At 62.0% G+C, this 20,142-nt stretch carries 19 protein-coding genes and 3 pseudogenes; 8 read left to right on the top strand and 14 right to left on the bottom strand.

Annotated elements, in window-relative coordinates:
* Window positions 1-11: 11 nt before the first annotated feature.
* Together AC1ECK_RS18685 and AC1ECK_RS18680 are read right to left on the bottom strand one after the other, a co-directional pair.
* On the bottom strand, window positions 12-542 hold the full coding sequence (locus AC1ECK_RS18685; protein WP_480321440.1) for a (2Fe-2S)-binding protein: 531 nt from the start codon (window positions 540-542) through the stop codon (window positions 12-14).
* A 25-nt stretch (window positions 543-567) separates the two neighbouring features.
* The gene (locus tag AC1ECK_RS18680) at window positions 568-1,434 is read right to left on the bottom strand and encodes an FAD binding domain-containing protein (RefSeq protein WP_480321439.1); all 867 of its coding nucleotides are present in this window, start codon (window positions 1,432-1,434) and stop codon (window positions 568-570) included.
* A 376-nt stretch (window positions 1,435-1,810) separates the two neighbouring features.
* Between AC1ECK_RS18680 and AC1ECK_RS18675 the strand changes: the two genes are divergently transcribed.
* Window positions 1,811-2,635 carry a LytR/AlgR family response regulator transcription factor gene (locus tag AC1ECK_RS18675; protein ID WP_480321438.1) on the top strand — a complete coding sequence of 275 codons (825 nt, stop codon included), beginning with the start codon at window positions 1,811-1,813 and terminating at the stop codon, window positions 2,633-2,635.
* A gap of 49 nt (window positions 2,636-2,684) precedes the next feature.
* Here the strand turns inward: AC1ECK_RS18675 and AC1ECK_RS18670 are convergent, their stop codons facing one another.
* A complete protein-coding gene (locus tag AC1ECK_RS18670) occupies window positions 2,685-3,575 on the bottom strand; it encodes a LysR family transcriptional regulator (RefSeq protein WP_480321437.1) in 891 nt (296 codons plus the stop codon).
* Between the two features lie 168 nt (window positions 3,576-3,743).
* Between AC1ECK_RS18670 and AC1ECK_RS18665 the strand changes: the two genes are divergently transcribed.
* The gene (locus tag AC1ECK_RS18665; protein ID WP_480321436.1) at window positions 3,744-4,469 is read left to right on the top strand and encodes a pirin family protein; all 726 of its coding nucleotides are present in this window, start codon (window positions 3,744-3,746) and stop codon (window positions 4,467-4,469) included.
* A 12-nt stretch (window positions 4,470-4,481) separates the two neighbouring features.
* Window positions 4,482-4,895, top strand: coding sequence for a DoxX family protein (locus tag AC1ECK_RS18660; protein WP_480321435.1), 414 nt, complete (start codon window positions 4,482-4,484; stop codon window positions 4,893-4,895).
* Between the two features lie 153 nt (window positions 4,896-5,048).
* On the opposite strand, the pseudogene AC1ECK_RS18655 reads toward AC1ECK_RS18660, so the two are convergent.
* Window positions 5,049-5,369 (bottom strand): annotated as a pseudogene (locus AC1ECK_RS18655) (IS5/IS1182 family transposase); the annotation flags it as partial.
* A pseudogene (locus AC1ECK_RS18650) lies at window positions 5,363-5,539 on the bottom strand (transposase); the annotation flags it as partial. The pseudogenes AC1ECK_RS18655 and AC1ECK_RS18650, both read right to left, overlap by 7 nt.
* Before the next feature lie 305 nt (window positions 5,540-5,844).
* Between AC1ECK_RS18650 and AC1ECK_RS18645 the strand changes: the two are divergent.
* Window positions 5,845-6,234 (top strand): hypothetical protein, encoded by a 390-nt coding sequence (locus AC1ECK_RS18645; protein WP_124499068.1) that lies wholly within the window; start codon window positions 5,845-5,847, stop codon window positions 6,232-6,234.
* Between the two features lie 139 nt (window positions 6,235-6,373).
* Here the strand turns inward: AC1ECK_RS18645 and AC1ECK_RS18640 are convergent.
* The 3 genes and pseudogenes from AC1ECK_RS18640 to AC1ECK_RS18630 all read right to left on the bottom strand — a co-directional run.
* Window positions 6,374-6,998 (bottom strand): annotated as a pseudogene (locus tag AC1ECK_RS18640) (transposase); the annotation flags it as partial.
* A gap of 222 nt (window positions 6,999-7,220) precedes the next feature.
* Window positions 7,221-7,511, bottom strand: a complete 291-nt coding sequence (locus tag AC1ECK_RS18635) for a contact-dependent growth inhibition system immunity protein (protein ID WP_480321434.1) — start codon at window positions 7,509-7,511, stop codon at window positions 7,221-7,223.
* A gap of 10 nt (window positions 7,512-7,521) precedes the next feature.
* Complete coding sequence (locus AC1ECK_RS18630) at window positions 7,522-8,355, bottom strand: RNase A-like domain-containing protein (RefSeq protein ID WP_480321433.1); 834 nt, start codon at window positions 8,353-8,355, stop codon at window positions 7,522-7,524.
* Between the two features lie 153 nt (window positions 8,356-8,508).
* Here AC1ECK_RS18630 and AC1ECK_RS18625 point away from each other — a divergent pair, with 153 nt between their 5' ends.
* Window positions 8,509-8,970, top strand: coding sequence for a hypothetical protein (locus AC1ECK_RS18625; RefSeq protein WP_480321432.1), 462 nt, complete (start codon window positions 8,509-8,511; stop codon window positions 8,968-8,970).
* Window positions 8,971-9,038: 68 nt separating this feature from the next.
* Here the strand turns inward: AC1ECK_RS18625 and AC1ECK_RS18620 are convergent, their stop codons facing one another.
* From AC1ECK_RS18620 to ahpC, 3 genes are all read right to left on the bottom strand, one after another.
* Window positions 9,039-10,202, bottom strand: coding sequence for an alkane 1-monooxygenase (locus AC1ECK_RS18620; RefSeq protein ID WP_480321431.1), 1,164 nt, complete (start codon window positions 10,200-10,202; stop codon window positions 9,039-9,041).
* 335 nt (window positions 10,203-10,537) lie between these two features.
* Window positions 10,538-12,133 (bottom strand): alkyl hydroperoxide reductase subunit F, encoded by a 1,596-nt coding sequence (gene ahpF / locus AC1ECK_RS18615; RefSeq protein WP_480321430.1) that lies wholly within the window; start codon window positions 12,131-12,133, stop codon window positions 10,538-10,540.
* A 181-nt stretch (window positions 12,134-12,314) separates the two neighbouring features.
* Complete coding sequence (gene ahpC / locus AC1ECK_RS18610; RefSeq protein WP_480321429.1) at window positions 12,315-12,878, bottom strand: alkyl hydroperoxide reductase subunit C; 564 nt, start codon at window positions 12,876-12,878, stop codon at window positions 12,315-12,317.
* A 425-nt stretch (window positions 12,879-13,303) separates the two neighbouring features.
* Here ahpC and AC1ECK_RS18605 point away from each other — a divergent pair, with 425 nt between their 5' ends.
* On the top strand, window positions 13,304-14,734 hold the full coding sequence (locus AC1ECK_RS18605; protein WP_480321428.1) for an MFS transporter: 1,431 nt from the start codon (window positions 13,304-13,306) through the stop codon (window positions 14,732-14,734).
* A 400-nt stretch (window positions 14,735-15,134) separates the two neighbouring features.
* The gene (gene leuA, locus AC1ECK_RS18600) at window positions 15,135-16,847 is read left to right on the top strand and encodes a 2-isopropylmalate synthase (protein ID WP_480321427.1); all 1,713 of its coding nucleotides are present in this window, start codon (window positions 15,135-15,137) and stop codon (window positions 16,845-16,847) included.
* A 61-nt stretch (window positions 16,848-16,908) separates the two neighbouring features.
* On the opposite strand, the gene AC1ECK_RS18595 is transcribed toward leuA, so the two are convergent.
* From AC1ECK_RS18595 to AC1ECK_RS18585, 3 genes are all read right to left on the bottom strand, one after another.
* Window positions 16,909-17,838: a 2OG-Fe(II) oxygenase gene (locus AC1ECK_RS18595; RefSeq protein ID WP_480321426.1), complete on the bottom strand. Its 930-nt coding sequence runs from the start codon at window positions 17,836-17,838 to the stop codon at window positions 16,909-16,911.
* Between the two features lie 165 nt (window positions 17,839-18,003).
* Window positions 18,004-18,477, bottom strand: coding sequence for a nuclear transport factor 2 family protein (locus AC1ECK_RS18590; protein WP_480321425.1), 474 nt, complete (start codon window positions 18,475-18,477; stop codon window positions 18,004-18,006).
* Window positions 18,478-18,562: 85 nt separating this feature from the next.
* Window positions 18,563-19,174, bottom strand: coding sequence for a LysE family translocator (locus AC1ECK_RS18585; RefSeq protein WP_480321424.1), 612 nt, complete (start codon window positions 19,172-19,174; stop codon window positions 18,563-18,565).
* Between the two features lie 193 nt (window positions 19,175-19,367).
* Between AC1ECK_RS18585 and AC1ECK_RS18580 the strand changes: the two genes are divergently transcribed.
* On the top strand, window positions 19,368-19,919 hold the full coding sequence (locus AC1ECK_RS18580; RefSeq protein ID WP_480321423.1) for a fasciclin domain-containing protein: 552 nt from the start codon (window positions 19,368-19,370) through the stop codon (window positions 19,917-19,919).
* Window positions 19,920-20,142 lie beyond the last annotated feature (223 nt).

Raw genomic sequence — 20,142 nt, 5'->3', positions numbered from 1 at the left:
CCTGTCGATCGTCAGTGGCTGGCTGCGGATGTCGTCGCCATCAGCGGATGCGACGTTTCCACAGCTTCGCCGCGCAGCTTGCGCGCCGCGTACTGCACTGCTTTCACGATGTTCTGATACCCCGTACAACGGCACAGGTTGCCCGCCATCCAGTAGCGGATCTCTTCCTCGCTCGGCTCAGGGTTCTCCTGCAACAGGCGATACGCCCGCATCAGCATGCCGGGCGTACAGAAGCCGCATTGCAGCGCGTGCTCCTGCATGAAGCCTTCCTGCAGCGCATGCAGCTCACCGCCTTGTGCCAGCCCTTCGACGGTCAGCACCTGGGCGCCTTCGGCCTGCACCGTCAGCATCGTGCAGGACTTGACCGACATGCCGTCGAAATCCACCGTGCACGCGCCGCAATGCGAGGTGTCGCAACCGATATGCGGCCCGGTATGCAGGCATTTTTCGCGTAACGTATGAATCAGCAGCTCGCGCGGCTCGACCACCACATCCGTTTCCTTGCCGTTCAGCGTGAACGACACCATGACCTTTTTGCTCATGCCGTGTTCTCCAGGACTCGTGGTTTCAGTGTGCCGCGCGCGACCAGGCAGTCGCGAGGGCGCGCCGCGTCATTTCGCCCGCCATCGCGGTCTTGTACTCGACGTCGCCGCGCAGATCGGCTGCCGGTGCGCAAATACTCATGACGAGGCGTGCGGCTTCTCCGAGCGCCGCTTCATCCAACGGTTTGCCGCGCAGCGCCTGCTCGGCGGCGCTCGCGCGAAGCGCCGTAGCGGCGACGTTCGTCAGCGCAATGCGTACTTCGCTGACGACTCCGGCGTTCATGCGCAGCGTCACCGCGGTGGCCGCCGTCGCGAAATCGCCGGTTTTGCGCTTCAGCTTGGCGTAGCAATAACCGGTACCCGCCGCAGGTAGCGGAATGCGAATCTCCGTCATAATTTCGTCGGGTTCGAGCAGCGTCGCGTAGGTGCCGGTAAAGAAACCGTCCGCCGGCACCACGCGTTCACCGCGCTCGCTTAGCAGTACAAAGGCCGCATCGAGTACAAGCATCAGGGCCGGATGGTCGTTGCCCGGATCGCCGTGGGCAATGTCGCCGCCCAGCGTGCCGCGATAACGCACCTGCGGATCCGAAATCTGCCGCGCGCCCTCCACCAGCAACGGGCAACGCGTTTGCAGCAGCTCGGACCAGATCAGCTCGTTTTCGGTGGTCATCGCACCGATGCGGATCTGGCCGTCTACCTCGCGAATGCCTTTGAGCTCGCTCAGCTTGCCCAGGTCGATCAGATGCTCCGGTTCGGCAAAGCGCAGCTTCATCATCGGCAACAGACTGTGCCCGCCGGCGAGCAGCTTGGCCGCCCCACCGTGCTGGTTGAGCAGCGCGATCGCTTCCGGCAAACTGCGCGGAGCGTGATAGTCGAATGGACGTGGGATCACACCGGCCTCCTTTATTGTCATCCGCCTGCGAACGGGAGCGTGATGGTCTCCTCATTCCCGTTCGAGCATTTCACAATGCAATGCAGCAATTCAATGCGATTTCCCGAACGGCGGCACACGCGCCTCAACTAGCGGAAAACGTACATGAAAGCGGAGACGGATCAGACGATAACCGAGGTACCGCGGGCGGCCCGCTTCGTCAGGCTCATGCAACAGCCGCTTCACGGCACGCCGCCGCATCGCGAGGCCGCGTTCCCGAATGGCGGGTTTACCTGCGTGAATGGCCCCGAAATTTGCGCGAAAATGGGTAAGGACAGATAGCGGATCCGGTGCGCCCAGGCGCCCGGACACGCCCCATGAGGGCATGGAGACCCGTATGAAACCGCTTGAGCACGCCGTGCCGCCGGCCTCCGAGTCACGTCGCAGCGAGACGTTCCAGCACCGGCTGGAACAGTTCAATCCGGGCATGGTCTGGCTCGACGAGCAAGGCCACGTCACCGCGTTCAACGACGTCGCGCTGCAGATCCTCGGTCCTGCGGGCGAACAGTCGCTTGGCGTCAAGCAGGACAAACTGTTCGGTATCGATGTGGTGCAACTGCACCCGGAGAAGAGCCGCGACAAGCTGCGCTTTTTGCTGCACTCGCGCGATGCGGGCGGCTGCCCCGTCAAATCGCCGCCGCCGGTCGCGATGATGATCAACATCCCTGACCGCATCCTGATGATCAAGGTCTCGAAGATGAGCGGCGCGCACGGCGCGTGCGGCACCTGCATGATTTTCTACGACGTCACCGACCTCACCACGGAGCCGTCCGGGCAGCAAACCGGCGAAACCGGCGCCCCTGGCAGCCCCGCTCCGCCGCCGCGCCGCCTGTTCAAGATTCCTGTGTACCGCGGCAACCGCGTGATCCTGATCGACCTGAAGGACATCGTGCGCTTTCAGGGCGACGGCCACTACACGACGATCGTGACGAAGGACGACCGCTATCTGTCGAATCTGTCGCTGGCGGACCTGGAACTGCGGCTCGACAACAGCACCTACCTGCGGGTGCATCGCAGCCATATCGTGAGCCTGCCCTATGCTCTCGAACTGGTTAAATCGGACGAGAGCGTGAATCTCGTGATGGACGATGCGGAGCAAACCCAGGTTCCGGTCAGCCGCTCGCGGACAGCACACCTCAAGGAACTGCTGGGCGTGGTTTGACGGCGTGGGGTGCCCGGCCGCTCCCCCTCCCGCTGCCGCCCTGACGCGTTCAGCCACCCAACTTTTTCGCCAGTTGCTCGCGTAAGAACGTCGTGAACGCCTGGATCGTGCTCGAGCTTTGCCGGTGCTGCGGATAGACGGCATAGAGCGCCGCGACCCGCGGCAGAAACGGCTCCAGCACGCCGACCAGTTCGCCGCTCCTGAGCGCCGCCGAGACGATGAAATCCGGCAGGCGCGCGATGCCGAGTCCGGCGATGGCCGCATCGCGGATCAACTCGCCGTTGTTCGCGCGCAGCGGTCCACGCACCTCGACCGCCTTGTGCACGCCGTCCACCACGAACTCCCAGCTCGCCGGGCCGCCATGTCCGTACACCAGGCACGCGTGGCGCTCCAGATCGGCCGGCTCGGCCGGCGTGCCGCGCCTACGCAGATACTGCGGGCTGCAACAGGCCACCATCTGCACTTCGGCGAGTTTTTGCGCAATCAGCGTGGAGTCGGCCAGCGTGCCGATGCGGATCGCCATGTCGAAACCTTCGCCGACCACGTCGACCGTACGGTCGCTCAGCTCCATATCGAAGCGCACGTCGGTGTGTTTCCTGAGGAACATGGCCACCAGCGGCGACAGATGCACCATGCCGAACGACATCGGCGCGCTCAGACGCAGCAGTCCATGCGGCGAGCTGCGCCGCAGCGACATGGCCTGCTCCGCCTCTTCCACCTCGCCCAGAATGCGCTTCGCCCGTTCGTAGAACTCCTGGCCGAGTTCGGTGACGGCCAGCTTGCGCGTGTTGCGAATCAGCAGACGCACGCCGAGCGCTTCTTCGAGCGCCATGACGCGCCGGCTGACGAACTGCTTCGACAGCGACAGCCGGTTAGCCGCGCTCGTGAAATTGTGCGCGTCGACCGTGGCGACGAAGATCCGCATGTCATCGAGTTGCATCGCCTTGCTCCTGATTGCCCAGTCTGATTACCAACGACCACTGTCCACTATTAGGTGACAGTGTTTCATATTTTGGAATGATTATAAGCGCATTGATTGACGTAAACTGATGTTCATGGATCACGGACGACAACCTGCCGCCGGATCGCACAATCAAGGAGAAGCAACATGCTCGACATCAGACACGCCAATCAACGCGGCCGCGCGGAGCACGGCTGGCTCAGTTCGCGTCATACGTTTTCCTTCGCCAACTATCACGATCCGAAGCAGAATGGCTTTTCGGACCTGCTGGTGATCAACGACGACCGCGTCGCCCCGGCTCAAGGCTTCGGCAAGCATCCGCACCGTGACATGGAAATCTTTTCGTACGTGCTGGAAGGCGCACTGGAACACAAGGACACCATGGGCACCGGTTCGGTGATCGTGCCCGGCGACATCCAGTTGATGAGCGCAGGCACCGGCGTCGCCCACAGCGAATACAACCATTCGCGCAGCGAGCCTGTGCATTTCCTGCAGATATGGATTGCACCGGCGCTCAAAGGCACGGCGCCGCGTTATCAGCAGAGCCACTTCGGCACAGCGGAAAAGCGTGGTGTACTGCGTCTTGTCATCTCGCCGGACGGCGCGAACGAGTCGCTGGTGGTGCAGCAGGACACGCGGGTTTACGCGGGCCTGTTCGACGGCGACGAAAGTACGCGGCTGGAGCTGGCGGCTGACCGCTATGCGTATGTCCACGTGGCGCGCGGCAGCGTAAACGTGAACGGTGTGGTGCTCGGGGAAGGCGACGGCGCGCGGGTGCGCAACGAACGGGTCTTGACGTTCACGCAAGGCCGGGACGCCGAAGTACTGGTATTCGACCTGCGCAACATCGAGATGTCCGAACTGTGGTCCTGAAAGGAGAAAATCATGCGCTATACCCTGTTTGAAAATCGCAAGGACGAACTGATTCTCGCCGCCCGGATTCTGCTAATGGCGTTGTTCGTACTGTTCGGCTGGTCGAAGCTGACCGGCTTCTCGGGCACCGTGGCCTACATGACACAAACCGGCGCGCCGATGCCGGAGATTTCGGCGGTGATTGCAGTGGTAATGGAATTTGCGGTGGGCATCGCGATCGTGGTGGGTTTCTTTACGCGCCCCCTCGCCGTGCTGCTCGCGCTCTATACGCTCGGCACCGCGCTGATTGCACACCACTACTGGACCATGAGCGGCATGGAGCAGTATATGAACATGATCAACTTCTATAAGAACGTCAGTATTATCGGCGGCTTGCTGTTGTTGGGCGTGACCGGTCCGGGCAAGTATTCGTTTGACCGGCGCTAGAGGCTGTACCGGCGGCACGGGCTTACGTTAAACCGTAGGCCCGTGCTGTGGCTGGTCAACTGGCTGGCAGCATCACGAACTTGAACCAACAAAACCGAACGGCACGACCATATCGAGTCCGTCCTGAACAATTCGTTTCCCGAGCCGCCGACGTTACGCCACCACGTCGGCGGCAATGAGGCGGTTAAGCAACACAGCCAGAATGAAGACACAAAGAAGCCGCAGCTTCCTCAGGATCATCCGAATGTTGTGGCCGGTGCCGCACAGCACCGCGTGCATTGCATCGCCGAGCGCGCCTTTGAGCCAGTTCCTGTCGAGCTTTCCGTCTGTCTTCATGTGGCCGATGGCTGGCTCGATTGCACTTCGCCGTCTGATCATTGCGCGTAGTCCGCGTGTGATGCCGCGTCGCAACCCCGGATGGTAGATCTTCACTCCGTCAACGACGACACCCTTGTCGCCGCGGTCTACGACAGCAGCTTTTCAACGCCGGCTTCGCCCAGGCGCTGACGCCAGCGCGTCAGGCTCGACGGGGCGATCGGTGGTTCAGTCTGCAGGTACGTTTCGCCCGTGAAGACCTGCCAGTACGGGTTCTCCACCCATTGCCAGACGACCTCTTCGTCGGACAGATCGAACGCATGCTGCAAAATCTGCCAGGTTCCTGCAAATCTCGCAACACCATTTCGACCTCAAAGCTCCGACGTAGCTGGCCCTCCGAATTCTTCAGGCTCGACTAATTAGCCCGTGTTAGCGCGGCTCTCTCTCGATTCGGCATATGGGTTATGTGTGACCACGCTAGCAAATCTACGCGGAAAAACATGCGTCTTTGCTTTTCAGCCCTGTCAAGCTTTACAGGATGTATCCACGGTATCCGACGCATATATTGCCTTGGCAGGTGCGCGACCGACGTGCTCGACTGCATCCTTCAAATTCGTAAAAAATGGAGATTCCCATGGCAAATGTACCTCTCACCGGCACATATACCTCGTCGGACAAGAATTTCACATTCAAAATCACGTCCGCCGATCCATCCAATGGCGTCATCGCCGGCGTCTATACCACCAACTATAGCCCGATCGGCGCGTTCACTTCCGAAGGCAACGTCGGACACTATGGCTGGGTGTTCAGCAAGGCCCAAGGCAAGGACGGCGTCGCGCCATTCAACATTAGCTTCGGCGGCAGCCAGCGCCCCGACCAACGTCCCTACAACATTGTCGATAGCTGGAACGGCGCCTATTTGACCAACAACACAATCGTTGCCGAAGGTACGCGTTCCTTCGTCAACAGCGATGGCGTGGTCGAAGTCGGCAGCCTGGGCACGTTGAAGTTCGCACTCGGCTAAGCTGATTTGTCTTGACGTTGGCGGCGGCAAATCATCGCTGCCGCATCGATGGACCGCAACATTAATCGCCCCTATTTATTTCGGCCCTTCTGATCTGGATAGTCGGCCCTGAACAATTCGTTTTGTTGCCGTGATGAAGCTATGCCGCCGACGGCGCAGCGGTTTTGAAGCAGAGCAAGGTGACGAGAATCAGGGCGTAAAAACGCTTCAGCTTGCGCAGGATCATTCGCAGATTGTGGCCAGCGCCGCACAGCACCGCATGAATCGCATCGCCCAACGAACCCTTGAGCCAATTGCGACCGAGTTTGCCGTCGGCCTTTATGTGCCCGATGGCCGGCTCGATCGCGCTGCGCCGCCGGATCATCGCCCGCAGCCCACGCGTGATGCCGCGTCGCAAGCCCGGGTGATAGACCTTTACCCCATCGACGGCGACTCCCTTGTAGCCGCGGTCGACGACAGCAATCTCCGGCTGAACGTCGCTCAGGATCGCCGCCTGCTCCAACGCTTCGGCCAGCGTATGCCCGTCGTACGGATTGCCCGGCATCGAGCGAGCTTCCGACGACCAAACCTTCCTTGTGCGTCGTGGTGATCGACACCTTCACGCCGAATTCGTACGGCTTGCGTGCTTTGCCTTTCGCCAAGCATTCGACTTCCGGCGCATGCAGCGCATACAGCTTGTTTTTGTCCCTCTGCTTCTGCGTGAGAATGCGCTTCGTGCGGCTGATCAGGTCCTCCAACGTCGCTCGACTTTGCTGAGCAACGCGGTCCGTCAGGATTTGCAGAATTCGTGCATCAATATGCCTGCTTCCTGCAAACCCAACAACACCGTTTCGCACTCACACCCTTACTGCACATGCCTCGCAGGATTGTTCAGGGCCGACTATCGAGTGACAGGCCAATCCTGATTTGCGTGTCGGGACTGGTCTGCCCTCCGCGCAAAAATACGCCGGACGGTATAGAACCGCCCACGCGCGGTGACAAGCAGACTACTCGCCGAGGAGGCGTTTCAATTCGTCAAGAAATGAGGCGGTCGTGTAGCCCCATAATTCCGGATCAAAATCTTGCCCGTAATCCCTTTTGAACGCTGAATCCAAATCATCGGGATGTTCATTCATGAACGAATTTATTTCATGAATCATCTCAAGATGACTCTCCCGTGGGCAGTCTCTCTTGTAGCACGAGACGATTTCCGGGATCGTATTTCCCCACAAATCAAAATCCTGATTGAGGTACGCACCAAATAGCTGGTAAATTTTTGGATAACGGCTTGACAGCATGGTTTTTCCCTCATCCAACATAAGCAGTAAGAATGTAGTATGGCATTCCATTATATGTTTGATATTTCAGAACAACTATAACCTCATTCATCCGCGTCAATTTTCCTGTCTCCCTCGTTATTCCATAGCCGACATCACCCGCCACGCGCTGCATCAGTGTGAGGGGGCCACTCCTACCTGAAGACTTCGCCCAGCTCTGGAGTTGTGCCGTATTGGCGCACATTACTTCTGATATCGCCCATTCTGCCCGTTCAAGATTGGTGAATGACGATACTCTTTTCCGATGCGGCTCAAGTCTAAGTCTTTCGCGCAACTGCGCTTCAGTGCGCCCAACGTGCTTTTCGAATGTATGCCCGCCAATCCTGCTCCCGGCACCCGCTTCGTGTTCCATCAGGTTGATGCGGCCCATCACGATCCGCGAAGCCCGCACTGCCTTGATCGAACCGGCAAAACCAAACGGCACGACGATATCGAGCGACAGGCCGATACTGTTCGCCATGTCGGGGCTGGCCTTCATCGCCTCGGCCAGTTTCGCCGTGCCCTGCTGGGTCAGCGTAACGGTATCCTGTCCCGTCCAGACCTGCCGCAGGCCTGCTGCGGCGGTATCCGAGCCATGCACGCCGAACACGACACACCCGGCTTTGCTCGCCATGGTCGGTTCCGGCATCACGCACAGCGCCCCGGCCCCAACCATTTCCAGCACGCCGCCGAGGACCTGCAACCCGCCCCACAGGCGGTTGGAAAGCATTTCGCTGGGGCTGATCGACTTGCGAGCCAGCACGGCCGCCAGTTGCGGCGCACTGAGTACCACGCGCATACCGTCTGAATCCTGCTGATACGACATTCCGAACTCCTCTGTAGTGATCGCGAGCTACCAGGCTAGCAGCCGACTACAGGGGTATGGAATGGGCGATGGATGAATTGCGGCGAGTGGTTGACGGGCGTCAGACTGGGCGAGTTACCAGGCCGCGAGGGTTCTTCCTGGCGGCGATTGCCTATGCGGACGCGGCTCGAGCCGATCCGCCAAAAACATTCACGCCTTGCATCGCTCATGCCGTATGCCGAACAGGTGAATTGCCCCGCTTATTGCCTGTTGTTCGAACCATCGGCGACCCTATTGCGCAACTACGATTTGACTGTGATCCGCGGTAATCCACCTTCATCAGCCAGGATCACCCAGATTCGCGCAAGCAAGCGATCCAGCGCACCAGGATGCGACTTTGCCCGACGCGGAATTACAGTCTGCTTGCCGCTTCACCAGGGGACGGCCATGGATATCGTCAAAATTGCCAGAACAGCAGGGTTGCAGATCCTGCTCGATGCCCGCATTGGCCGGGAAACCTATCACAGCGTCAGCGGTTCGCTCTCTTCGCTGCAGCGCTTCGCCGACGCAGTTTGCGCGGCTGTCGCCGACGAACGGCCTGCATGCCTCGAGCACGCGGAGCAAGGCGAAGCCTGAGCGGATCCCCGGCTGGTGCAACGCGCAGCAGGGAAAGGATGACGCATGCAGAAGGAATTACGTCTTCCTTAGCTTCGCCCGGCGGCAAACTGCGTCAACACTCGCTCGCGAATCGCGGGCTTGATATTCGACTGCTCCATATTGCCGTGATAATGCGCCACCACGCGTGGATTCATGACACGGAACCAAAGAGGCGGCACATACGCGAACATGATCATCGTCGCGTAACCGGACGGCAATTGCGGCGCGCCGTCGAAGTGGCGCAGCGCCTGATACGAACGGGTCGGATTGGCGTGATGATCGGCATGGCGCTGCAACTGATACAGGAACAGGTTCGTGACGATGCGATTGCTGTTCCACGAATGCTCCGGGCGACAGCGCTCATAACGGCCGCTCGGCAGCAGCTTGCGGCCGAGCCCGTAGTGTTCCAGATAGTTGACCACTTCGAGCAGCGAGGCGCCGTACGCGGCCTGAATCAGCAGGAACGGAATCACCACCCGGCCGAACAGCGCAATCATCGCGCCCCACAGCACGGCGGTCATCGCCCAGGCATGCAGTACCTCGTTGCGCCAGCTCCATGGCGATTGCCCGTTGCGCGCGAGCCGCTCCTTCTCCAGCCGCCACGCCGACGCAATGCTGCCGAGCACGGTGCGCGGCAGGAACGCCCAGAACGACTCGCCATATCGGGCACTGGCAGGGTCCGGTGGCGTCGCCACCCGCACATGGTGTCCGCGGTTGTGTTCGACGAAGAAGTGTCCATAGGCAACCGGCGCCAGCGTAACCTTGGCAAGCCAACGCTCGAAGCGGTCGGTCTTGTGACCGAGTTCGTGAGCCGTATTGATCGAGACGCCCGTCGCCGCACCGAGCGACAGCGCAAAGCCGAGATAGTCGTACCAGGCGAGCGCATGCGTTCCGACGATCCAGACCGCGCCGAAGAACGAGGCGTATTCGATGAACGTCGCGAGGTAAACGATGCGCCGGTAGTAGCGCTCCCGTTCGAGCACGGGAACGATCTCCTCGGGCGGGTTGCCCGGGTCGTCGCCGATCAGGTAGTCGAGCACCGGGATAATGCCGAACACGAAGATCGGGCCGAACCACCAGAAGATAGGCCAGCCGGTCTTCAGGGCGAGATTGGCCGCGTGCAGCGGCAACGTAATCGTCAGCGCGCCGAGCAGCCACAGATAGCGCTTGCCGTCGACCCAGCGCTCAGGCGCCGCTTGCGTGGATGCCATTGTCTCCCTCCTTGTTCTAGGGTGCCCGTCGTCCGCATGCGCCGAGGCGCTTGCGGCGAAAGGTCGGGTCCAGCTTTGAGATTTATATGGCCTGGCGAGTCGCTCCGCCAAGCAATCAATCCAGGCATCGGACTCCAAACAAAGCGGCGGCAGCCGCGCCAGCAGCGGCCTGTGTCAAGCGTGTGAATGAAACGCGTGTAATGTGCGCCGGTGTGGCCTGGCAAGCTCCTCGCCACCCGGCGCGGCAGCGGAAAACAACAAAGCCCGCGCAAAGGCGGGCCTCATTGCAATGCAGCAGACAGGGCGCGCTCACGCACGCCGTCCACGAAGTGGGTTCAGCCCTCCGCGAGTGCGGCCTCTTCCTCGACTTCCACTTCATCCTCCGCGCTGTTGCGGATCAGATGATCGAAGGCGCCCAGCGAGGCCTTCGCGCCCTCGCCCACGGCGATGACGATCTGCTTGAACGGCACCGTGGTCACGTCGCCGGCCGCAAACACGCCCGGCACCGAGGTAGCGCCGCGGGCATCGACCACGATCTCGCCATGCTTCGACAGTTCGACCGTGCCCTTCAGCCATTCGGTGTTCGGCACCAGACCGATCTGCACGAACACGCCTTCCAGCTCGACCTGCTTCGTTTCGCCCGAGCGCAAGTCCTTATAAACGAGGCCGTTGACCTTCTTGCCGTCGCCGGTGATCTCGGTGGTCTGCGCCTGGGTCACGATCGTCACGTTGGCGAGGCTGCGCAGCTTGCGTTGCAGCACTTCGTCAGCGCGCAGTTGCGTGCCGAATTCGAACAGCGTGACTTCGCGGACGATGCCGGCCAGATCGATCGCCGCTTCGACGCCCGAATTGCCGCCGCCGACCACTGCAACCCGCTTGCCCTTGAACAGCGGGCCATCGCAGTGCGGGCAGTAGGCGACGCCGTGGTTGCGGTACTCGCGCTCGCCCGGCACGTTGATTTCGCGCCAACGGGCGCCGGTGGCGAGCACGATGGTCTTCGCCTTCAGCACCGCGCCGCTGGCCAGACGCACTTCGTTGATGCGGCCGGGAATCAGCGCTTCGGCGCGCTGCACATCCATGATGTCCACTTCGTAGCTCTTCACGTGCTGTTCGAGCGCCGTGGCGAACTTCGGTCCTTCGGTCTCCTGAACGGAGACGAAATTTTCAATGGCAAGGGTGTCGAGCACCTGGCCGCCAAAGCGTTCCGCGACCACGCCCGTCGAGATGCCCTTGCGCGCCGAGTAAATGGCCGCTGCCGCACCTGCGGGGCCGCCGCCGACGATCAGCACGTCGAATACCAGCTTGTTCGCCAGTTCCTTCGCGGCACGCGCGCCTGCACCGGTGTCGAGCCTGGCGAGAATTTCCTTTACGCCGCTACGGCCCTGGCCGAACACTTCGCCGTTCAGGAACATCGTCGGCACCGCCATGATCTGGCGTGCTTCGACTTCGTTCTGGAACACCGCGCCGTCGATCGCCACGTGGCGGATGCGCGGGTTGATCAAGGCCATCACGTTCAGCGCCTGCACGACTTCCGGGCAGTTCTGGCATGACAGCGAGAAATAGGTTTCAAACTGGTAGTCGCCGTCGAGTTCGCGGATCTGTTCGATCACCGCGTCGTCGAGCTTGACCGGGTGGCCGCCCACCTGCAGCAGCGCCAGCACGAGCGAGGTGAATTCATGTCCCATCGGGATGCCGGCAAAGCGGATGCCGCTTTCCTTGCCGGGTTCGCCGATCGAGAACGACGGCTTGCGCTCGGCGTCGCCGCGCCGCTCGATCACGCTGACGCGTTCCGACAACGATGCGATGTCCTCGAGCAGCGCCCGCAGCTCTTGCGATTTGGCGCCGTCGTCGAGCGAGGCGACGATCTCGATCGGCCGGCTGACCTTTTCCAGGTACGATTTCAACTGAGTCTTGAGATTGGCGTCCAGCATGGCTATTCGAATTCCGTGACGAGGGGTTAGGCTCCGGGCGCCACCACATGGCATGGCGAGGAGTCGTGCGGACCGCCTGCAGCTCGAACTGCACGAGGTGTGAGGCGGTCCGCACGGAGGAGCGCCAGCGAGTGGCGCGTACTGCGACGCAGCGAGGCCAGGCTGAGCTGGCCGCGGGTGCTTAGATCTTGCCGACCAGGTCGAGCGACGGGGTCAGCGTTTCTGCGCCCGGCGTCCACTTGGCGGGGCAAACTTCACCCGGATGCGCCGCGATGTATTGCGCTGCCTGAACCTTGCGCAGCAGTTCGCCGGCGTCGCGGCCAATGCCGTTGTCGTGGATTTCGCACAGCTTGATCTCGCCTTCCGGGTTGATCACGAAGGTGCCGCGCAACGCCATGCCTTCTTCTTCGATCAACACGTCGAAGTTGCGCGAGATGGCCAGCGTCGGATCGGCCAGCATCGGATACTTGATCTTCTGGATCGTGTCCGACGTGTCGTGCCATGCCTTGTGGGTGAAATGCGTATCGGTCGACACGCTGTAGATTTCAACGCCGAGCTTCTTGAATTCGGCATAACGATCGGCCAGGTCGCCCAGTTCGGTCGGGCAGACAAACGTGAAGTCCGCCGGGTAGAACACGAACACGGACCACTTGCCCTTGAGGCTTTCTTCGGTGACGGTCTGGAAGTCGCCGTTGTGGTAGGCGGTTGCCTTGAAAGGTTTGACTTGGCTGTTGATGATCGGCATTTGCTGCGTCCTCTTGGTTACGTGGTGGAGAAAGTGAGGACAGTATGTCTAGAAACGCTTAATAGAAAAAGTTGATTGTTTAAATCGCCATGATTGGGATTGTCTATTTTGCCTCGGAGCCGTAGAACGACCGCCGCAACCGCCTGCGCACTGGCTTCCCGTACAGCCTTTGCCTGAAAAACTGCCGGTCCCGCATGCAGGGTTTGGCCGATTTGAGCAATACTTCGATGTTTGCACCCCGCCCGGACGGTTGTTTCGCAGGTGGTTTCCAACGGTTTCGGCACAGGCTCGGCCATCCATCTGGTCACACGCTTTAGAGGAAGCAGCAACAGCATGAATCGACGCCAACATCAGGACGGACGTCAGCGCGCCCGTGCCCACGCCGCCCTTCAGGCAGAGACGGTCCACCCGCGCGAGGAACAGCGATGACCGGCAGCCAGGCACGCCCCGGCTTTATCGGCTGGTTGCCGTATATCGTCGCGGCGACCTTCTTTATGGAGTACCTCGACACCACGGTGATCGCCACGGCTCTGCCGCAAATGGCGCACTCCTTCGGCGTGGGTCCGAATAGCCTCAGTCTCGGCATGACCGCCTATATGCTGGCGCTGGCGATTTTCATTCCGGTGAGCGGCTGGGTGGCCGACCGCTGCGGTTCGCGCACGGTGTTCTTCAGCGCGATCGCGGTGTTCACCTTGGCCTCCGTGCTGTGCGGGATGTCGCAAAACGTCGCGGAATTCACCGCCGCGCGTCTGCTGCAAGGCATGGGCGGGGCGATGATGGTGCCGGTCGGCCGGCTGATCGTGGTGCGCAGCACCGAAAAGAGCCGCCTGATGCAGGCCATCTCCACCATCACGTGGCCGGCGATTGTCGCGCCGGTGATCGGACCGCCGGTGGGCGGCTTCATCACCACCTACGCGAACTGGCGCTGGATCTTCCTGCTCAATGTGCCGTTCGGCATCGCAGTGATGGCCGCCGTGGTTGCGCTGGTGCCGAACCTGCGCGGCAGCGAACGCCGGCCGCTCGATAGCGTCGGTCTGGTGCTGAGCGGCGCCACCCTCACGTCGATCCTGTACGGCGCGGAACTCGCCAGCCAGCCTGGCGAAAACCCATGGGTGGCAGGCGCCTTCGTGGCAGCGGGGCTGGTGTTCGGCTTTATCGCGTTCCGCCATGCGCAGCGCCATCCGCACCCGTTGATCGACGTGTCGACGCTCAAGATCCCCACCTTCTCGGTGACGGTGGTAACAGGTTCGTTCACGCGCATCGGCATCGGCGCCGTGCCTTATCTGATGCCGCTGCTGTTCCAGATCGGCTTCGGACTGTCTGCGTTCAAGTCTGGGTTGCTGTTGCTGGCGAGCGCACTCGGCAACCTGGGCATGAAGGCGCTGACCACACGCATCCTGCAACGTTACGGCTTCCGGCTGGTGTCGATCGTGGACGTCGCGGTGGCCGGCGTGTTTACGATCGCCTGCGGCCTGCTGACGCCGGAGTCGCCGCTCGCGTGGGTGCTGCTCGTGGTGTTCGTCTACGGCGTGGCGCGCTCGATGCAGTTCTCGACGCTCGCCACCCTCGCCTATGCGGACGTCGCCCAGCCGCAGATGAGCGCGGCCAGCACGCTGTGGAGCGCCGCGGCGCAGATGACGATCGGCCTCGGCATTGCCTTTGGCGCGGTGGCGTTGCGCGGCGCGGCGGTCTTCAATGGCGAGACCTCGGGGCATGTCTTCACGCTGGACGACTTCCGACTCGCCTTCCTCTGCGCCGGGTTGCTGACGCTGGCGTCGATGTGGGGTTACTGGCAGATGGCGCACGATGCCGGTCGGAGCGTCGGCGGCGGGTCGCGGCGTCAGGACGCATCGTGAGTGGGTGAGTAGCGTGGCGCGTCCACCTAACCGGCGGACGGTGCGCCACGCGCTGCGACCTGGTGTGTCGAAGAACCTGGCGTCGCCTCAGCCAACACGCGCCGCGCCTAAGCCTTGCTCAATCAATGGGTCATACGCACGTCGCTTGACGCAAACTGCCGTTTGTGATCCTATTACGCCCATGTTTTCCGCACAGACCCTGCTATCCCTCCTACTACTAGCCCGCTCCACCGGGCTAGGTCTGCTGCTACGCGCTTCCTGCATCTAACGCATCTGAAGCGTCACTGATTCCCCTGCTTTGCTGACCTTGCCCCGGTTGCCAACCGGCGGCCGCGCTTCGTCTCGTTCCTTGTAATCCCGATCGATTCCCTGATGTCTTTTCTGAACCCGCGAGCCCAACATGTTGAAAAATCCCGCTAGCAAATATCGTCCTTTCACTCCGGTCAACTTGCCTGAGCGCACCTGGCCGTCGCGCACCATCACGCGTGCGCCGATCTGGATGAGCACCGATCTGCGCGACGGCAATCAGGCGCTGTTCGAGCCGATGAACGCGCAACGCAAGATGCGCATGTTCAAGACGCTGGTGCAGATCGGCTTCAAGGAAATCGAAGTGGCGTTTCCGTCGGCCTCCGAAACCGACTTCAATTTCGTGCGCGAACTGATCGAGGGCGGCCACATTCCGGATGACGTCACGATAGAAGTGCTGACCCAGGCGCGCGACGATCTGATCGAGCGCACCTTCGAATCGTTGCGCGGCGTACCGCGTGCGATCGTGCATCTGTATAACGCCACCGCGCCGGAATTCCGCAAGATCGTGTTCGGACTCGACCGCAACGGCGTCAAGCAGTTGGCGGTGAATGCGGCGCGCACAATGCAGCGGCTCGTCGACGCCAACCCGGAAACGGCATTCACGCTGCAATACAGCCCGGAGACCTTCACGGCCACTGAACTCGATTTCGCCAAGGAAGTGTGCGACGCCGTGTTCGACGTCTGGCAACCGACGCCCGAACGCAAAGCCATCGTCAACCTGCCGGCCACCGTGGAAGTCGGCACACCGAATTTCTATGCGGATCAGATCGAATGGATGCACCGCAACCTGGCGCGGCGCGACTCGCTGCTGCTCTCGGTTCATCCGCACAACGATCGCGGCACCGCGGTCGCGGCCGCTGAACTGGCGGTGATGGCCGGCGCCGATCGCGTGGAAGGCTGCCTGTTCGGCAACGGCGAGCGCACCGGCAATGTCGACCTCGTCACGCTCGCGCTCAACCTGTACACCCAGGGCGTCGATCCGGGCCTCGACTTCTCGCATATCAACGAAGTCGCCCGCACCGCCGAGGAATGCACGCAATTGCCGGTGCATCCGCGCCATCCGTATGTCGGCGACCTCGTCTTCACCGCATTCTCGGGATCGCACCAGGACGCGATCAAGAAAGGCTTTGCCGTGCAGAAGGATGACGCGCTGTGGGAAATGCCGTATCTGCCGATCGACCCGCGCGATCTGGGCCGCACCTACGATTCGATCATCCGTGTCAACAGCCAGTCGGGCAAAGGCGGCATCGCCTATCTGCTCGAGCAGACCCATGGCGTGGTGCTGCCGCGTCGTCTGCAGGTCGACTTCAGCTCGGCGGTCCAGCAACTGACCGACGACAGCGGCCAGGAAGTCACCGCTCAACAGATCTGGGAAGTGTTCCAGGACGAATATGTGCGCAGCGAGGCGCCGCTGCGCTACATCGGCCATACGCTGTCGGAAGAGGCGGGACGCGAACGCATCAAGCTGACGGTGGACATCCGCGGCGAGCGCACCGTGCTGGCCGGCGAAGGCAATGGCCCGCTCGATGCGCTGATGCACGCGCTGCGTACGCCAGTGCGAATCCAGCATTACGAGGAACGCGCGCTCACGCAAGGCGCCGACGCCAAGGCGATTGCGATTGCCGAGATGGCCGGCGCGCAGGTAGTGGGCAGCGCGTTCGGCGTGGGCATCGATGCGAATCTGATTACCGCCTCGATCCGCGCGGTGATTAGCGGGATCAACCGGGCTTACGCGCGCTCCGATGCCGACGCCCAAGCGCATTTCTTCGACGCCGTGCTGCATGAGGTGGGACGCGCTGCATGAGGTGGGGCATGAGGCGGGACGTGCCCGTCAGCGCGGCAAGGCGCTGACGGGTTGGCATCAATCAAAGATACGGTTGTTCCCGCATCCACTTCGTCATGATCCATTTTTCGCCACCCAGCACCGGCGCGCCGCCGTGCAGGGTGAGCGGATCGAGTTGCCGCCGGCCGTTCAGGTAGCGGAAGTACACCGCGCCGCCCTGCCTGCCGGCGACCGACAGGCCGGCGTCCGGAAAGATCGTTTCGCCGCCGTCCGCCACGTCGTTGAGGTAGACGATCAGGGTCGCCACCCGCTGGCCGCCGCGCGCCGTGTGAACCGCACTGCCTGGCTGGTCCGGCGGAAAGTAGTCGAAATGCGGCCGGTATTCGCCGCGCGTGTTGTAGTGAAGGATCTGCAGGCCTTCGCCGTTCTCCACCGGCCAGTTCATCAGGCTGGCAATGCGCTGATCGAGCCGCTCGATCAAGGCGTCCTCACCGCGCTGAAACCAGATGCCCTCACTCGTGCGGTTGCGGATCACGTCCTCCTGGCCGGTCTCCGGATCGACGATGGTGGAACGCCTGAGTCGGTGCCGCGAACGCTCGATCAGCTCGCCGCACTCGTCCGGCGAAAGCACGTCGCCGAACACGATCACTTGTGGCCGCTCACAGCGCAGCAGCACTTTCACGTCACGATCGAACGCGTGAATCAGGTTGCCGCGCGCCACCGGCGCGGCGTCGTACTGATAAGCGCCGGGGGCGGGTTTGACGACGCTGGCTTGCACGCCGGCGTGTGCGTGGAGCACGTCTGGCGCCCCTGCATGACCGGCATTTGCCGCGGTATCGGCCATCACCGCAGGCTGGCCCGTCAAAGCGCTGACCGCGTGCTGCACCGCAGCGCTCGCGGAGAGCGAGTCGAAACCGGCCCGCACCATGGCGTCCACCATCGAATCCACGGTACAGCCACGCTTCACATTGGTGGCCAGCCAATCCTCCCAGGCCGCATCGACGACAGGCATCGTTGCTCGTCCTTTTGGTGTTGATGGTTGTTGACACGCATTGACACGCTTCGGCGCGCGGCAAGCCGGTAGCGGCTCAGGCTAGGCGCTCACGCTGACGAAATACTGCATCACCGGGCAGGCCTCGTGCAAGCGGGCCCGACGGTCAACGCCCGCAGCCGATGCTCAGGCGCGCTTCGCCCGATAAGCGTCGAGGCCTTTGCGAGCCTGCGCGCGAATCGCACGCTGAACCGCCTGCGTCCATCCGAGCAAGACGCCCTTGAAGCCCAAAGCCTGGCCCGACCAGCGCCACAGATCGAAGCTGTCGCGATGCTCGGCGATGCGTCCGTCGCGAAACACGAACTGCGCCTGAATCCGGTTGACCACCGTGCGGCCCGTCTGACTGAACAGATAGCGCGCGACCCAATGCGCGCTGCCGGTGCGCTCGTTGGCATCGACTGCGTCGAAGGTCAGCGAAAATTCCTGAGCGCGTTCCACCAGCATGCGCCACATGTCGCGCGCCTGCTCGCCGCGCAGCTCGCCGAAAACCGGATCGCTGAAGACGACGTCGTCGGTGTAGCACGCGCCCATTGCTTCGGCGTCGCGCTTCTGGAAGGCTGTGTAGAAGCGTGCGATCAACTCGGTGTTGGGATGACTCATCGTTAGTGTGGGTCTCGTTGTGAGCGGATTGGAGTCTGGAGCGGGCGTCTTCGCGACGCAGGCGCCGCGAGAGCCGCGGGTCGATCTAGCGTGTCGCAATCGCGGCGGCTGCGCCCGCCATCACCGCCGCGCTTGTGCGGTTGGCGATCCGGGTGGCCCGCCGCCCCGACAGCAACCTTCTCGCACGCACGGCAAGCAGCGCCCACGCCAGGTCGACCGCGATCAAGACTGTCAGCGCCGTCAAGGTCAGCTCGAGCCATGCGGCGACCCCGACGCGCGACAGATCGATCAACGTGGGCAACAGCGCCAGATAGAACACCATGATCTTGGGGTTGCTGGCACTGACCGTCAGACCGGCCACGAACATGCGCAGCGGCGACTGACCGCTCGGCAGGCGCCCTTCTTCGTCACCGGCGGGAGCGAACCACATTTTCCAGGCGAGGAACAGCAGATAGGCGACGCCGGCGAACTTCAGGCACACGAATACCACTCCGAACGTGCGGGCAATCACACTGAGCCCCGCCACCGCGCAGGTCAGCCACGCCACCTCGCCGATCCACATCGCTGCGAGAAACGGCAACACGTCACGCAAGCCGTGAGTCAACACGCGGGACACCAGGGCTGCGATCCCCGGGCCCGGTGACGCAGCAGCCACGCCCAGGGCGAGCGCGAATACCAGCAAGGCGGAAAGTGCCATCGACCGTCTCCTTATCAGCGATTCATTCTTGATGCCAGCGGCAGCGCAACTGCAAATGACGCATTCTGCCATTCAAACCTGCGGCCTGGGCGCCGCTGCCGTTTCTTCCCAAAGCGTTGCATCCGGCGGAAGTCCCCTTGCGTATATGCCGTCAACGCAGCGCAATGGTGCGTTGCGCCTTGGGGAGAGCACCATGAAACGTATGATCTATGTTGCCTTGACCGCCTTGTCGCTGTCCGCGAGCGCGTATGCCGCCAGCGAAACCGTCATGGTGGGCGGACAAGCCATGTATCCGGGCAAAGATATCGTCGACAACGCGGTCAATTCCGCGGACCACACGACGCTGGTCGCAGCCGTCAAGGCAGCCGGCCTCGTGGATACGCTGAAAAGCGCCGGACCTTTCACCGTGTTTGCGCCGACCAATGAGGCGTTTGCGGCACTCCCGCCGGGCACGGTCGACAACCTCGTGAAGCCGGAAAACAAGGCTATGTTGACGAGCATCCTGACTTACCACGTGATTCCGGGACGCTACGATTTCCGCAGACTCGATGCGGCGATCAGGGAAGGCGGTGGCAAGGCAGCGCTTAAGACCGTCAACGGCGAAATGCTGACGTTCTCTGAGAACGGCCCGCATAACATCGTCGTCACCGACGAAGGCGGCCATACCGCCGATATCTCGACCTATGACGTCTACCAGAGCAATGGCGTCATCATGGTCGTCGACAAGGTGCTGTTGCCGAAGTAAACGGCCGGCGCATCGTACGGACTGCAGGGGGACTTTCTCGTCGGAGAACACCCTGTTGTCCGCCTCGCTTTCGCAGCACCGCGCGCGTGTCGGCGTCGGCGCCGACGTCACGCAGCCCGCTATGGCCCGCCCCGCTCCCTCCTTTCCCGGCTCGCAAAGACGCACTGCCGCCCGCACGGCTACAGCCGTGCTGCGCATGCTTGTCGCTATATTCGATGGTATA

This window comes from Paraburkholderia sp. SSBN10T (assembly GCF_056619545.1).
The sequence above is the reverse complement of the archived record's forward strand: the minus strand, read 5'-3'. Positions and strand labels throughout refer to the sequence as shown.